This is a genomic window from Pseudomonas sp. DW-iso17, from assembly GCF_058725345.1.
The window spans coordinates 30,018-43,989 of sequence record NZ_JBZXEA010000032.1; the positions used below are offsets into that span (position 1 = coordinate 30,018).

Annotated in this window: 12 protein-coding genes and 1 pseudogene; 9 read left to right on the forward strand and 4 right to left on the reverse strand. The window is 61.3% G+C overall.

The window, feature by feature from the left end:
- The first annotated feature begins 62 nt into the window (after window positions 1-62).
- The gene (locus tag AC4PS6_RS18405) at window positions 63-1,631 is read left to right on the forward strand and encodes a TerC family protein (protein ID WP_200600852.1); all 1,569 of its coding nucleotides are present in this window, start codon (window positions 63-65) and stop codon (window positions 1,629-1,631) included.
- A 52-nt stretch (window positions 1,632-1,683) separates the two neighbouring features.
- On the opposite strand, the pseudogene AC4PS6_RS18410 reads toward AC4PS6_RS18405, so the two are convergent.
- Window positions 1,684-1,941 (reverse strand): annotated as a pseudogene (locus tag AC4PS6_RS18410) (thioredoxin family protein); the annotation flags it as partial.
- Window positions 1,942-2,267: 326 nt separating this feature from the next.
- On the opposite strand from AC4PS6_RS18410, the gene AC4PS6_RS18415 reads away from it, so the two are divergent.
- From AC4PS6_RS18415 to AC4PS6_RS18450, 8 genes are all read left to right on the forward strand, one after another.
- The gene (locus AC4PS6_RS18415) at window positions 2,268-3,116 is read left to right on the forward strand and encodes a transporter substrate-binding protein (protein ID WP_336826295.1); all 849 of its coding nucleotides are present in this window, start codon (window positions 2,268-2,270) and stop codon (window positions 3,114-3,116) included.
- 52 nt (window positions 3,117-3,168) lie between these two features.
- A complete protein-coding gene (locus AC4PS6_RS18420) occupies window positions 3,169-3,831 on the forward strand; it encodes an amino acid ABC transporter permease (RefSeq protein WP_019817612.1) in 663 nt (220 codons plus the stop codon).
- Between the two features lie 11 nt (window positions 3,832-3,842).
- Entirely contained in the window at window positions 3,843-4,505 is a 663-nt protein-coding gene (locus AC4PS6_RS18425; RefSeq protein ID WP_014718199.1) for an amino acid ABC transporter permease, read from the forward strand.
- The gene (locus AC4PS6_RS18430) at window positions 4,502-5,284 is read left to right on the forward strand and encodes an amino acid ABC transporter ATP-binding protein (RefSeq protein ID WP_336826298.1); all 783 of its coding nucleotides are present in this window, start codon (window positions 4,502-4,504) and stop codon (window positions 5,282-5,284) included. Before AC4PS6_RS18425 ends, AC4PS6_RS18430 begins: the two co-directional genes overlap by 4 nt.
- Window positions 5,285-5,298: 14 nt before the next feature.
- Entirely contained in the window at window positions 5,299-5,688 is a 390-nt protein-coding gene (locus AC4PS6_RS18435; protein ID WP_003191822.1) for a RidA family protein, read from the forward strand.
- Between the two features lie 134 nt (window positions 5,689-5,822).
- Complete coding sequence (locus tag AC4PS6_RS18440; protein ID WP_014718201.1) at window positions 5,823-6,587, forward strand: IclR family transcriptional regulator; 765 nt, start codon at window positions 5,823-5,825, stop codon at window positions 6,585-6,587.
- Window positions 6,588-6,596: 9 nt separating this feature from the next.
- Window positions 6,597-7,805, forward strand: a complete 1,209-nt coding sequence (locus tag AC4PS6_RS18445; protein WP_072434466.1) for an amino acid deaminase — start codon at window positions 6,597-6,599, stop codon at window positions 7,803-7,805.
- A gap of 128 nt (window positions 7,806-7,933) precedes the next feature.
- Entirely contained in the window at window positions 7,934-8,839 is a 906-nt protein-coding gene (locus tag AC4PS6_RS18450) for a sugar kinase (RefSeq protein WP_032903896.1), read from the forward strand.
- A gap of 159 nt (window positions 8,840-8,998) precedes the next feature.
- Here the strand turns inward: AC4PS6_RS18450 and AC4PS6_RS18455 are convergent, their stop codons facing one another.
- The 3 genes from AC4PS6_RS18455 to AC4PS6_RS18465 all read right to left on the reverse strand — a co-directional run bounded on the left by AC4PS6_RS18455 (window position 8,999) and on the right by AC4PS6_RS18465 (window position 13,949).
- Window positions 8,999-9,274, reverse strand: a complete 276-nt coding sequence (locus AC4PS6_RS18455; RefSeq protein ID WP_003174397.1) for a peptidylprolyl isomerase — start codon at window positions 9,272-9,274, stop codon at window positions 8,999-9,001.
- A gap of 43 nt (window positions 9,275-9,317) precedes the next feature.
- Window positions 9,318-11,855, reverse strand: coding sequence for a PAS domain-containing hybrid sensor histidine kinase/response regulator (locus AC4PS6_RS18460; protein WP_032903871.1), 2,538 nt, complete (start codon window positions 11,853-11,855; stop codon window positions 9,318-9,320).
- Between the two features lie 138 nt (window positions 11,856-11,993).
- On the reverse strand, window positions 11,994-13,949 hold the full coding sequence (locus AC4PS6_RS18465) for an acetoacetate--CoA ligase (protein ID WP_336826305.1): 1,956 nt from the start codon (window positions 13,947-13,949) through the stop codon (window positions 11,994-11,996).
- Between the last annotated feature and the right edge of the window lie 23 nt (window positions 13,950-13,972).

Genomic DNA, 13,972 nt, shown 5'->3' on the forward strand with positions numbered 1-13,972 from the left:
TCGTATGACCGCACTTTGCCGTGCCCGGCGTTCTGAACACTTTAAAGACAGAGAATTTATAAATGGAATGGTTAGCGGATCCTACGGCCTGGCTCGGCCTTGCGACCTTGATTGTGCTGGAACTGGTGCTGGGTATCGACAACCTGGTGTTTATCGCGATCCTGGCGGACAAGCTGCCACCGGAGCAGCGTGACCGTGCACGTTTGATCGGTTTATCCCTGGCGCTGCTGATGCGCCTGGGCCTGTTGGCGAGTATTTCCTGGTTGGTGACCCTGACCCAGCCGCTGTTCGAGGTGTTCGACAAGAGCTTCTCGGGCCGTGATCTGATCATGCTGTTCGGCGGTATATTCCTGCTGTTCAAGGCCACCATGGAATTGCATGAGCGCCTTGAAGGCCATGTGGCGCAGCACAAGGGCAATGTGGCTTACGCGATGTTCTGGCCGATCGTCGCGCAAATCGTGGTGCTGGATGCGGTGTTCTCCCTCGATGCGGTGATTACCGCCGTGGGCATGGTCGACGAGCTGGCGGTGATGATGATCGCGGTGATCGTGTCCATCGGCCTGATGATCGTGGCGAGCAAGCCGCTGACCCGTTTCGTCAATGCGCACCCCACCGTGATCATGCTGTGCCTGGGCTTCCTGATGATGATCGGTTTCGCCCTGACCGCCGAAGGCCTGGGTTTCCATATTCCCAAGGGCTACCTGTACGCGGCCATTGGCTTCTCGATTCTGATCGAGGTGTTCAACCAGATCGCCCGAGCCCGTCGCAAGAAATCGGCGCAGGGCGTGTTGCCGGTGCGTGAGCGTACCGCCCATGCGGTGATGCGCTTGTTGGGCGGCCGCAGCTTGGCGGTGGAAGAAGTGGGTGAAGACGTGGCTGACCTGCTGGGCGAGCCGGATGCTGCGCAGGGGCCGCTGTTTGATCGACGCGAACGGGTGATGATCAGCGGTGTGCTGCAACTGGCCGAGCGGCCGATTCGCACCCTGATGACCCCAAGGGCCAAGGTTGACTGTATCGACCTGGCGGACGAGCCCGAGACGACGCGTCTGAAACTGATGCACTCGTCCTACTCGCGTCTGCCGTTGATCCGTAACGGTGCAGTGGATGAGCCTTTGGGCTTTGTGCACAAGAAAGAGCTGCTCAAGGAATACCTGGCTGGCAACGAGCCGAACCTTGCGCACTTGGCGCGTCGGGCGATCAACCTGCTGGAAAGCTTTTCGATCCTCAACGCTCTGGAGCAGATGCGCCAGGAGTCTACCCACATCGCTTTCGTGATCAACGAATTCGGCGACTTCATGGGTGTATTGAGCATGACGGATATTCTGGAATCCATCGCCGGTGAATTGCCCGATGCCAGCGAAATCGAAGGGCCGGACATAGTCGAGGACGGCGATGGTTTCCGTGCCAATGGTGCCTTGAACCTCAACCTGCTGCGTCAGCGAACGGGCTTCAAGGCTGCGGCTACTGAGGACTATCAAACCTTGGCGGGGTTGGTGATGAGCCTGCTCGACCGCCTGCCGGCGGTGGGCGATAGCCTGGAGCATGAAGGCTGGCGTTTGACCGTGGCTGAAGTGGAAGAGCGCCGGGTGACGCAAGTGCACTTGCGCCCTTGCTCAGGTCATAACGGCTGAAGATGTCTTTTACGCACTGTTCTTGACTTTCCCAAGGGCCGAAGCCTTTGAATATGTCTGCCAGGACGCCGTCCACGTAGACTAAAAGCGTCGGGGTGCCTGTAACGTCAGGGTGCTTCGGCGTATTTGCACAATCCAGTACCAGGCTGACTATCCAGGGATGCTTCCAGGCGGCCTGCTCGAAGAAGTCGCAGGCCTGCGCGCAAGCGGGGCAGTGCTCTGAAAAAAAAAGAATAAACACCGGGCGCGGTGTGTTCAGTACCCGATTGAACCCTTGGGCGCTGGAAATTCTGCGCGTGGCGACTCCCATGTTGATCCTCCTGCCTGCCGTGTTGGTTTTTGCTCACGCTAAGCCGGAGGGTCGTCACCGTCTACTGTCAACCTTCACAGGTGCGCGTCACTTGCACTCGACCCGTCTAGGTGCGCTGTAACACCGTTGTGGGGCGTTGCGTAGCACTGCCATGCGACGACGGCGCAACGCTGTTTATCTCTGCAATCGCTATCACGCTGATCCATAACGCATTTATTACCCCCATAGGTTTCCTCCAGCGTCTGTGGCACACTTTCTGCTGTCTATTCCGTTGTTACATACCAAGTTCCGGTATAGCGGAATACACAATCCCTGGAGTGCTTGTCATGCATCACCGACCTTCCGTATTCAAAGCGTGTGTTTTTCTCGTCGCTGCATCGGCTTCCTTCGCCAGCCTGGTGCAGGCGGCGGACAGCAAGCTCGATGATGTGCTCAAGCGTGGGCACTTGATCGTAGGTACAGGCAGTACCAATGCGCCGTGGCACTTCCAGGGAGCGGATGGCAAGTTGCAGGGATTTGATATCGACATCGGCCGCATCGTGGCCAAAGGCTTGTTCAATGACCCGAGCAAGGTGGAGTTTGTGGTGCAGTCGTCCGATGCACGTATTCCCAACCTGCTCACCGACAAGGTCGACATGAGCTGCCAGTTCATCACCGTCACCGCCAGCCGTGCGCAGCAGGTGGCCTTCACCCTGCCGTACTACCGGGAAGGCGTCGGCCTGCTGCTGCCGAACAACAGCAAGTACAAGGAAATCGAAGATCTCCAAGCCGCAGGTGATGACGTTACCGTGGCAGTGCTGCAAAACGTATACGCCGAAGAGTTGGTGCACCAGGCGCTGCCCAAGGCCAAGGTCGACCAGTACGACAGTGTCGACTTGATGTACCAGGCCGTGAACTCAGGTCGCGCCGATGCCGCCGCCACCGATCAGTCCTCGGTCAAATACCTGATGGTGCAGAACTCTGGCCGCTACCGCAGCCCCACCTACGCCTGGAGCCCGCAAACCTACGCCTGCGCGGTCAAGCGCGGCGACCAGGACTGGTTGAACTTCGTCAATACCGCGCTGCACGAAGCCATGACCGGTGTGGAGTTCCCCACCTATAAAGCCTCGTTCAAGCAGTGGTTTGGCGTGGATCTGCCAGAACCGGCGATTGGTTTTCCCGTGGAATTCAAGTGACCCGCAACAATAGGGGCGTGCCTGAACACGCCCCCTTCAGGTGCTGCTGACCATGAACTATCAGTTGAACTTTGCCGCCGTCTGGCGTGATTTCGACACCTTGCTGGCGGGGCTCGGCCTGGGGTTGCAGTTGGCGTTGCTGTCGATCGCCATCGGCTGCGTGATCGGCCTGTTGATGGCGTTTGCCATGCTCTCCAGGCACCGTGCGTTGCGTATTCTTGCCTCGGTGTATGTGACGGTGGTGCGCAACACCCCCATCCTGGTGTTGATCCTGTTGATCTACTTCGCCTTGCCCTCCCTGGGTATTCGCCTGGATAAGATTCCCTCGTTCATCATCACCCTGTCGTTGTATGCCGGTGCCTATCTCACCGAAGTGTTCCGCGCAGGCCTGGTGAATATTCCCAAGGGTTTGCGGGAAGCCGGCCTGGCCATCGGCCTGGGGGAGTGGCGAATTCGCGCTTACATCACCGTGCCGGTAATGCTGCGCAACGTGCTGCCGGCGCTGTCGAACAACTTTATCTCGCTGTTCAAGGACACCTCCCTGGCCGCTGCGATCGCGGTGCCGGAGCTGACCTATTACGCCCGCAAGATCAACGTCGAAAGCTATCGGGTGATTGAAACCTGGCTGGTCACGACCGCGCTCTACGTGGCTGCCTGTTACCTGATTGCCATGCTGCTCCGTTACCTGGAACAGCGTTTGGCTATCCGTCGTTAAGGAAGGGTCCCATGTACGAATCCCCCAGTTGGCTGCATGAATTGTGGATCGCCCGCGAGACCCTTTGGGCTGGCTTCCAGGCCAGCGTGGCGGTCTCGGCGCTGGCGATTGTCTTTGGCACCCTGATCGGCATCGTCGCCGGGTTGATCCTCACCTACGGCAAATTCTGGATGCGCGCGCCGTTCCGTCTGTATGTCGATTTGATCCGTGGCACGCCGGTGTTTGTACTGGTGTTGGCGTGTTTCTACATGCTGCCGGCCCTTGGCTGGCAAATCAGTGCGTTCCAGGCCGGTGCGGTCGGGCTCACCTTGTTCTGTGGCTCCCATGTATCGGAAATCGTGCGCGGCGCGCTGCAAGCCATTCCCCGTGGGCAAATGGAAGCGGGTAAGGCGATTGGCCTGACGTTTTATCAGTCCCTGGGCTACGTGCTGTTGCCCCAGGCGCTGCGGCAGATTTTGCCGACCTGGGTCAATTCCTCCACGGAAATTGTCAAGGCTTCCACCTTGCTGTCGGTGATCGGCGTGGCCGAATTGCTGCTCAGTACTCAGCAGGTGATCGCGCGCACCTTCATGACCCTGGAGTTCTACCTGTTCGCCGGTTTTCTGTTCTTTGTCATCAACTACGCCATCGAATTATTCGGGCGCTACATTGAAAAACGGGTGGCCTTGCCATGAACCAAGCTCAAACCAACCCAGCGCTGCTGGACATTCGTGGCCTGCGTAAACAATACGGCCAGGTGGAAGTGCTCAAGGGCGTCGACCTGTCCATGCAGCGCGGCAATGTGGTGACGTTGATCGGCTCCAGCGGCTCGGGCAAGACCACCTTGCTGCGCTGCGTGAACCTGCTGGAGGAGTTCCAGGGCGGGCAGATCACCCTGGATGGCGAGTCCATTGGTTACAGCGATGTTGGCGGCAAGCGCGTACGCCACCCGGAGCGGGTGATCGCCCAGTACCGCGCAATGACCGGCATGGCGTTCCAGCAATTCAACCTGTTCCCGCACCTGACTGCGCTGCAGAACGTTACCCTCGGCTTGCTCAAGGTCAAGAAGATGGGCAAGGATGAAGCGGTAGCCCTGGCCGAAAAATGGTTGGACCGCGTCGGCCTGCTGGAACGCCGCAATCACTTTCCCGGCCAATTGTCCGGCGGCCAGCAACAACGTGTGGCCATTGCCCGGGCCATTGCCATGAACCCCAGCCTGATGCTGTTCGATGAAGTCACCTCGGCCCTCGACCCGGAGTTGGTGGGCGAAGTGCTCAGCGTGATCAAGGGGCTGGCGGAGGAGGGCATGACCATGTTGTTGGTCACCCACGAGATGCGCTTTGCCTATGAAGTTTCGGACCAGATCGTGTTCATGAACCAGGGCCGCATTGAAGAGCGGGGCAGCGCGAAAGATATATTCGAGCGGCCGCAGTCGCCGCGACTGGCGGAATTTCTCAAGAACATTCGTTTTTAACAAGGAGCAACTATATGAGCATTACTCGTTACGGCACCGGCAGCACCGCAGGTGGCGGCCAGCCACGCCCGTTCGCCCGCGCTGTGGAAGCCGATGGCTGGCTGTACGTGTCGGGCCAGGTACCTGCGGTGGACGGTGAAATCATCAATGGCGGCATCATCGAGCAAACCCGCCAGACGATGCGCAACGTGGTGGCGATCCTCGAAGAAGCCGGCTACGAGCTCAAGGATGTGGTTCGGGTGGGCGTATGGTTGGAAGACCCACGGGACTTCTGGAGCTTCAACAAGGTGTTCGGCGAATACTTCACCCCGGAACACGCCCCGGCGCGTGCCTGTGTGCAGGCCAATATGATGGTCGATTGCAAGGTCGAGATTGATTGCGTGGCCTACAAGAAAAAGGCCTAACTGATCATTCCCACGCTCTGCGTGGGAATACCGCCTTGGACGCTCTGCGTCCGCGCTTGTGACGCAGAGCGTCACCGCATGCATGCCCACGCAGAGCGTGGGAACGATCATCTGGAACGGGACCGAGTACTGCCATGACCGAAGACACCATCAAACGCCGCGCCAAAGGCCTGGACCGTGCGTTCGATATCCTCGATTTTCTCAAGGAAATCGGCCAGCCCCTGCGCCCGAATGATATTGCCAGCGGCATCGGCAGCCCCAAATCCACGGTCTACGAACTGGTGGCGTCGTTGCTGGAGCGGCGCATCCTGGAAACCGTGGGCAAGGAAGGCCACGTGTACCTGGGGCGTCAGCTGTATTTCCTTGGCCAGGCACACTTGCGTCACTTTGACCTGACCCGCGAGGCCGACCACGCCTTGCAGGAGATCGTCAGCCAGACCCACGAAACCGCACAGATGTGCCTGCTCAACGGGCGCAAATACACGGTAGCGCTGATGCGCGAGGGCCAGCGGCATTTCCGTATTTCTTCGGATATCGGTGAAAACGCCCCCATTCCCTGGACCGCCTCGGGGCGCTTGTTGCTGGGGCATTTGAGCGATCAGCAGATCGTCGACCTGATCGACCCCGACGATTTCATCCTGCCGGACGGCCTGCGCCTGCCGCTGGACACCTTCCTGGCGCAGATCCGCCAGGCCAGCCTGGATGGGTTCTTCTCCTTCGACAGTGTGGCCGACACCTTCACCCATTGTTTTGCCGCCCCGGTGCGCGATGCCCAGGGCATCAGCATCGCGACTCTGTGCATCGTCGCCCCCCGGGCTGATGCGAGTAAAAACTACCACGACTATCGCCGGGTACTGATCGACAGTGCCAACAGCCTGGCCCGGCGCATCAACGAATAGGAGTTTTCCATGTCTGCCCTCAACGCCGTTGAAAAAGGTGCCGCTGCCGTCGGTGCCCATTTGGTTCGCGATGTCAGCCTGCCGGCCCTGGTGCTGCACCGTGACGCCCTGGAACATAACATCCGCTGGATGCAGGACTTTGTCCGCAGCAGCGGCGCCGAGCTGGCGCCCCACGGCAAGACCAGCATGATGCCCGCGCTGTTCCAGCGCCAGATCGCCGCCGGTGCCTGGGGCATCACCCTGGCTACCGCCGTGCAGACCCGCGCCGCCTACGCCAGCGGCGTGCGTCGCGTGCTGATGGCCAACCAACTGGTGGGCGCAGCGAACATGGCCTTGATCGCGGACCTGCTGGCCGACAAGGATTTTGACTTTCATTGCATGGTCGATCACCCGGACAACGTTGCCGACCTGGGCCTGTTCTTCGCCGCCCGTGGTCAGCGCCTCAATGTGATGATCGAGTATGGCGTGGTCGGTGGCCGGTGCGGCTGTCGCAGCGAGCAGCAAGTGCGCGACCTAGCCAAGGCGGTCCAGGCCCAGCCGGCCTTGGCCCTCACCGGTATCGAGGGTTACGAAGGCGTGATCCACGGCGAGCACGCCATCAGTGGTATCCGCGCCTTCGCCGCCAGCCTGGTGAGCCTGGCGGTCGAGCTGCAAGACAGCGGCCTGTTCGACCTGCCCACGCCGATCATCACCGCATCGGGCTCGGCCTGGTACGACCTGATCGCCGAGTCGTTCGAAACGCAGAACGCCGCCGGCCGTTTCCTCAGCGTGTTGCGCCCAGGCAGTTACGTGGCCCACGACCATGGCATCTACAAAGAGGCGCAGTGCTGTGTACTCGAACGCCGCAGCGACCTCAACGAGGGCCTGCGCCCGGCAATGGAAGTCTGGGCGCATGTGCAGTCGTTGCCGGAGCCTGGTTTTGCGGTGGTTGCCCTGGGCAAGCGCGACGTGGCCTACGACGCCGGTTTGCCGGTGCCACTCAAGCGCTACAAGGCCGGGATCGTGCCGGCGCAAGGTGATGATGTGAGCGGGTGCAAGGTCACGGCGGTAATGGACCAGCATGCGTTCATGACTGTGGCACCGGAGGTGGAATTGCGCATTGGCGACATCATTTCCTTTGGTACGTCCCACCCTTGCCTGACCTTTGATAAATGGCAGGTGGGGTGCCTGGTGGATGAGCAGTTGCAGGTGGTTGAGTCTCTGCGTACCTGCTTCTAGACCGAGTCGCGGCTATCGCAGGCAAGCCAGCTCCCACAGTGACCGCGTTTTAACTGAAGGAATGCAGTCGAATGCGGGAGTCGGGCTTGCCCGCGATGGGGCCCTCCAGCACACCTGAGAACTTTGCCATGAACACCCACCCCCGCATCGCCCTCATCGGCGAATGCATGATCGAACTGCAACACCGCGCCGACGGCAGCCTGCACCAGAGCTTCGGCGGCGACACCCTGAACACTGCGGTGTACCTGCGTCGCGAGCTGGGCGATGCCGGCAGCGTTGACTACGTCACCGCCCTGGGCGATGACAGCTTCAGCGATGCCATGTGTGAGCATTGGCACGCCGAAGGCCTTGGCCTGGGCAGGGTCCAGCGTCTGCCTGGGCGCCTGCCGGGCTTGTATTGCATCCAGACTGATGCCCAGGGCGAACGTAAATTCCTCTACTGGCGCAACGAAGCGGCCGTGCGCGACTGCTTCACCACGCCTGCCGCCGAGCCGGTCCTGGCGGCATTGCCGGGCTATGACGTGGTGTATTTCAGTGGCATTACCCTGGCGGTGCTGGGAGACATCGGGCGTGAGCGCTTACTGCAGGCGCTGATCGAAGCCCGCCAGCGTGGCGCCAAGGTGGTGTTCGATAACAACTACCGGCCCAGGCTGTGGGCCGATGTGCAAACGGCCCGTGAGGCGTATCGCAGGGTGTTGGCCGCAGTGGACATTGCCTTGTTCACCGAGGATGACGAACGCGCGTTGTTCGGCTACGAGGATAGCGAGCAGGTGTTTGCGGCGTATCCCTCGATTGCAGAAGTAGTGCTCAAGCGGGGAGCGGATGCGTGCCTGATTCGTTGCGCGGGCGAGCGCTTTGCGGTGCCGGCGTTGAAAGTGGAGAAGGTGGTGGACACCACGGCGGCGGGGGATTCGTTCAGTGCGGCGTATCTGGCCAGTCGGCTCAACGGTGGTTCGCCCCAAGACGCCGCACTGGCGGGGCATCGGTTGGCGAGCCGGGTGATTCAGGTGCCGGGGGCGCTGATACCGAGATGATCACTGATCGTTCCCACGCTCTGCGTGGGAGCGCAGCCCGGGACGCTCCGCGTCCCAGAAACGGACGCAGAGCGTCCAGTGAGGCATTCCCACGCAGAGCGTGGGAACGATCGGATGTGGGAGCTGGCTTGCCTGCGATAGCGGACTGAAGCCATCCACTCAATCGCGGTAAAACACCTGCACCAGGTGATAGCCAAACTTGCTCTTGATCGGCCCGTGCACCACCTTCACCGGTTTCTTGAAGATCACCGCATCAATCGCCCCCACCATCTGCCCGGGCCGCACTTCGCCCAGGTCACCACCGCGTTTGCCCGACGGGCAGGTGGAGTACTTCTTGGCCAGCACATCAAAGGCTTCGCCTTTGGCAATACGCTGCTTGAGTTGTTCGGCTTCTTCGCTGGTTTTCACCAGGATATGACGGGCTTGGGCTTTCATGGGGCTCTACCAGCTGTGCGACGGCGCGCGATTATGCCTGAACTCAGGCCTCGACGCCGATCATGCTACGGATTTTGTTGGCCAACAGGTCAATGGAAAAAGGCTTGGCGACCATGTCCATGCCGTCCTCCAGGAACCCCTGGCGTTCGGCGGCTTTCTCGGCATAACCGGTCATGAACAGCACGCGCAGGCCGGGGCGATGCTGGCGGGCGATTTCCGCCAGTTGCCGGCCGTTCATGCCGGGCAAGCCAACGTCGGTCACCAGCAAGTCCACGCGCAAATCCGATTCCAGCAACGGCAGCGCCGCACGCGCATCCGCCGCCTGGTGCGCGGTATAGCCCAGTTCGTCGAGTACATTGACCACCAGCATGCGCACCGCTGGGTCGTCCTCGACCACCACCACCGCTTCACCGGCCAGGGCCACGGGGGCTTCGGTCAGGCTGGTAGGCAGACTGCTTTCCAGTGCGGTGCCATACAACCGCGGCAGGTACAGGCGCACGCAGGTGCCCTGGCCCGGTTCGCTCTGGATGGTCACGTGGCCGCCGGATTGCTGGGCAAAACCGTAGATCATCGACAACCCAAGGCCAGTGCCTTGGCCGATGGGTTTGGTGGTGAAGAACGGGTCGAACGCCTTGGCGAGGATTTTCGGCGCCATGCCGCTGCCGTTGTCGCTCACGCCAAGCATCACATAGTCGCCGGCCTTGACCGGTTCCAGGGTGGTGATGTCGGTGCCGTCCAGGTAACTGTTGGCGGTTTCGATCAGCAGCTCGCCGCCGTCGGGCATGGCGTCGCGGGCGTTGATCACCAGGTTGAGCAGGGCGTTTTCCAATTGGCTGGCATCGGTGTTCACCGGCCAGGTGTCCTTGCCCAGTTTTACCTTGAGTTCGATATGCGCGCCCTTGGTGCGCCGGAACAGGTCTTCCAGGGACGCCACCAGTTGGTTGGGGTCGGTGGGGCGACGGTCCAGCGACTGGCGTCGCGAGAACGCCAGCAGCCGGTGGGTGAGGGCGGCGGCGCGGTGGGCGGAGGACACGGCGGCATCGGCAAAACGGCCGATATCGTCGCTGCGTCCGGCGGCAATGTAACGCTGCATCAGGTCGAGGCTGCCGATGATGCCGGTGAGCATGTTGTTGAAGTCATGGGCGATACCGCCGGTGAGCTGGCCGACCGCTTCCATCTTCTGCGCATGGCGCAGGGCATCTTCGGCACGCTCGCGCTCGAACATCTCGTTTTGCAGGCGCTGGTTGGCTTCGGCCAGCGCCTGGGTGCGCTGGGCCACGCGTTCTTCAAGGTTCTCGTTGAGGTGGCGCAGGGCTTCTTCGGTGAGCTTGCGTTCGGTCTCGTCGATCACAAAGATGTAGAAACCATTCACCGAGCCGTCACTGCTAAAGCGCGGCAGGTACTTCATCAGTGCATGGCGCGGGCGGCCATCGCGATGAGGCGTCACCGTCATGAAGCTGCACGCCTTGCCCTTGAGCGCGGCGGCAATCTTGTCTGCGCGCCCGGCATACACCTCGTCGCCAAGTACTTCGCGGATGGTTTTGCCGTACAGCTCCTGGGGCGTCTTGCCGTACCAGTCCAGGTAAGCGCTGTTGTTGAGGCGAAAGCGCTGGTCGTGGTCAACGTAGCCGATCAACACCGGCATGGCGTTGATGATCAGTTGCAGCTCGGTCTGGCTCTGGCGCAGGGCTTGCTCGGTGTTTTTACGCTCGGTGAGGTCCAGCGCGGCGCCGAGGAAACGCGCAGGCCGGCCCTGTTGATCCTTGTAGCAGCGGCCACGGGCGAACACCCAGCGCACCTGGCCGTCGGCTTGCAGCAAGCGATACTCCTCGGCGTATTCGGTGCCATGGGTAATGCAATGCTTGATGCTGCGCGTCACCGTTCCCCGGTCCTCAGGGTGCACACCATGCAGGTAGGCGCTGATGGGCAGCAGGCTCGAATCGTTGGGGTCGACGCCATGCAGGTAGGCGAAATGGGCGTCGGCGATGAAACGGTCTTCGCCGATATCCCAGTCCCAGGTGCCTACCGCGTCGGTGGCCGCCAGTGCCAGTTGCAGGCGCTGCTCGGTGTTGTGCTGGGCCTTGAGGCTGGCTTCGGAGCGCTGTTGCAGTTCGAGGGTTTTGCTGCGCCGCTCATTGGTTTCAATGGCCGTGACCAGGATGCCGGCCACCCGGCAGCTTTCATCGCGCACCGGGCTGTAGGTCAGGTCGAGCCATATCTCGGTGTCGCGGCCCTCGCGTTGCAGCACAAAGCGTTGCTCGCTGAAGGTGCGCACCTGGCCGCCGAGCACGGCGTCGTAGACCGGCGCGGCGAAGCTTTCCAGTTCGGGCCAAGTGTGGTGCGCCGGCTGGCCCAGAGCGCCGGGGTGCTTGCCGCCTATCAGGTGGGCAAAGCCATCGTTATAGAGTTGTATGAGGTGTGGGCCCCACAGCAGCACCATTGGCATGGGTGAATGCACGACGATATCGACAGCAGTGCGCAGGCTTTGCGGCCACTCAGTGGCCTCACCGAGGGGGCTTTGCGCCCAGTCCAGCCGCCTGATCAATGCAGCGGCTTCGCTACCGGTGGATGTTCCATTCATAAAAAGCCCTGAGCCTGACGCTTTGAAAAATGACAACACCCATTGTCCCAAGGAACGACAACGGGTGGCTACCCCGGAAAAATAGCATGCCTTGAGGGTTTTTCTTCAAAACGCTGTGTCAGCGCTGAAACCTTTCATCTAATCGGCCAGCTCAGCTCTGTGGCGAAATTGCTCCAGTGCCTGGGGGTTGGCCAGGGCATCGGTGTTTTTCACCGGCTCGCCATGCACCACATTGCGCACCGCCAATTCGACGATTTTGCCGCTGATGGTGCGGGGGATATCCGTGACAGCGAGGATCTTCGCCGGCACGTGCCGCGGTGTGGTGTTGGCGCGAATCACCTGGCGGATCTGCTGTTGCAGCGCCTCGTCCAGTTCAATTCCATCATCCAGGCGCACAAACAGCACCACGCGCACGTCGTCCTGCCAGCGTTGACCGATGGCGAGGCTTTCCAGCACCTGCGGGACCTTTTCCACCTGGCGATAAATCTCGGCGGTGCCAATGCGCACGCCGCCGGGGTTGAGCACCGCATCGGAACGCCCGTGGATCAACAGGCTGCCGTTGGCGCGTTGCTCGGCATAGTCACCCTGTGCCCACACGCCGGGGAACTGGCTGAAATACGAGGCGCGCAGTTTTTGCTGTTGCGGGTCATTCCACAGCCCGATGGGCATGGCAGGGAAGTGCCGGGTGCACACCAGTTCGCCTTTCTCCCCGATCAGGGGCCGGCCCTGGTCGTCCCACACTTCGATGGCCATGGCCAGGCTCTTGCACTGCATTTCACCGCGCCGTACCGGCAGCACCGGGTTGCCGATCACAAAGCAGGAGACAATGTCGGTGCCACCGGACATCGAGGACAGGCACAGCTCAGCCTTGATCTCGCGGTACACGTAGTCGTAACTCTGGGGCGACAACGGCGAGCCGGTCGAAATCAGACCCTTGAGGCTGCCCAGGTCGTGGCTCAAGCGCGGCTGCAACCCGGATTTTTCCAGGGTGGCGAGAAATTTGGGGCTGGTGCCGAACACGCTGATTTTTTCCGCATCGATCAGGTCGATCAAGCGTTCGGGGCCGGGATGGAACGGCGAGCCGTCGTACAGCACCGCGGTGGCGCCGATCGCCAGCACCGACACCAGCCAGTTCCACATCATCCAGCCGCAGGTGGTGTAGTAGAACAGGCAGTCCTCGCGGTTCAGGTCGGCATGCAGGCCGTGTTCCTTGAGGTGCGTCAGCAATACGCCGCCCGTGCCGTGGATGATGCACTTGGGGATGCCGGTGGTGCCGCTGGAATAAAGGATATACAGCGGGTGATCGAACGGCACCGCGACAAATTCGGGTTCGCCGCAGGCTTGGTAGAAGTCGTCCCACAGCGCAACATGGGCGTGGGTGGCGTAGTCCCCAGCCTGCGCCTCGGGCTTGGCGTAAGGCACGATGATCAGCTGTTGCAGGGAGGGCAGGCGTTCGAGGATTTCATTGAGCTTGGCGCTCTGGTCGATGCGCTTGCCGGCATAGCGGTAGCCTGCGCAGGTGATCAGCACCTTGGGCTCGATCTGGCCGAAGCGGTCGATGACGCCCTGGGTGCCGAAATCTGGCGAGGAGCACGACCAGATCGCACCGAGGCTGGTGGTGGCGAGCATGCCGACCAGGGTTTGCCAGGTGTTGGGCATACACGCGGCCACCCGGTCACCCAGGCCGACCCCTGCCGCCCGCAGGCTTTTTTGCAGGCCGGCCACGTGTTCCGCCAGCTGCGCATAGCTCAATTGTTCACGTTGGCCGTCTTCGCTGACAGCCACCACAGCAGGATGATCGTCGCGGCGGCGCAACAGGTGTTCGGCAAAGTTCAGGGTGGCGCCGGGAAACCATTGGGCGCTGGGCATCTCGATGTCTTCGATCAGGGTCACCGTGGGCGGGCTGCGAAACTGCACGTCAAAGAACGCGACAATCGCCTGCCAGAAGTCCGGGCGTTGGTCGATGCTCCATTGGTGCAGGGCGGGGTAGTCGTGGAGCTGCACGCCGTGGCGCTGGTTGATGAAGCGGCGGAACTGATCCATGCGCGTGTTGGCGATGCGTTCCGGGGACGGTTGCCAGAGGATGTCGGACATAAGCTGCCTCTTCTCGTTCCCAC

Excerpts from the sequence above, each read along its gene's own strand:
- AC4PS6_RS18405 (WP_200600852.1), top strand. The coding sequence starts at position 63 with ATGGAATGGTTAGCGGATCCTACGGCCTGGCTCGGCCTTGCGACCTTG.
- AC4PS6_RS18415 (WP_336826295.1), top strand. The coding sequence starts at position 2,268 with ATGCATCACCGACCTTCCGTATTCAAAGCGTGTGTTTTTCTCGTCGCT.
- AC4PS6_RS18420 (WP_019817612.1), top strand. The coding sequence starts at position 3,169 with ATGAACTATCAGTTGAACTTTGCCGCCGTCTGGCGTGATTTCGACACC.
- AC4PS6_RS18425 (WP_014718199.1), top strand. The coding sequence starts at position 3,843 with ATGTACGAATCCCCCAGTTGGCTGCATGAATTGTGGATCGCCCGCGAG.
- AC4PS6_RS18430 (WP_336826298.1), top strand. The coding sequence starts at position 4,502 with ATGAACCAAGCTCAAACCAACCCAGCGCTGCTGGACATTCGTGGCCTG.
- AC4PS6_RS18435 (WP_003191822.1), top strand. The coding sequence starts at position 5,299 with ATGAGCATTACTCGTTACGGCACCGGCAGCACCGCAGGTGGCGGCCAG.
- AC4PS6_RS18440 (WP_014718201.1), top strand. The coding sequence starts at position 5,823 with ATGACCGAAGACACCATCAAACGCCGCGCCAAAGGCCTGGACCGTGCG.
- AC4PS6_RS18445 (WP_072434466.1), top strand. The coding sequence starts at position 6,597 with ATGTCTGCCCTCAACGCCGTTGAAAAAGGTGCCGCTGCCGTCGGTGCC.
- AC4PS6_RS18450 (WP_032903896.1), top strand. The coding sequence starts at position 7,934 with ATGAACACCCACCCCCGCATCGCCCTCATCGGCGAATGCATGATCGAA.
- AC4PS6_RS18455 (WP_003174397.1), bottom strand. The coding sequence starts at position 9,274 with ATGAAAGCCCAAGCCCGTCATATCCTGGTGAAAACCAGCGAAGAAGCC.
- AC4PS6_RS18460 (WP_032903871.1), bottom strand. The coding sequence starts at position 11,855 with ATGAATGGAACATCCACCGGTAGCGAAGCCGCTGCATTGATCAGGCGG.
- AC4PS6_RS18465 (WP_336826305.1), bottom strand. The coding sequence starts at position 13,949 with ATGTCCGACATCCTCTGGCAACCGTCCCCGGAACGCATCGCCAACACG.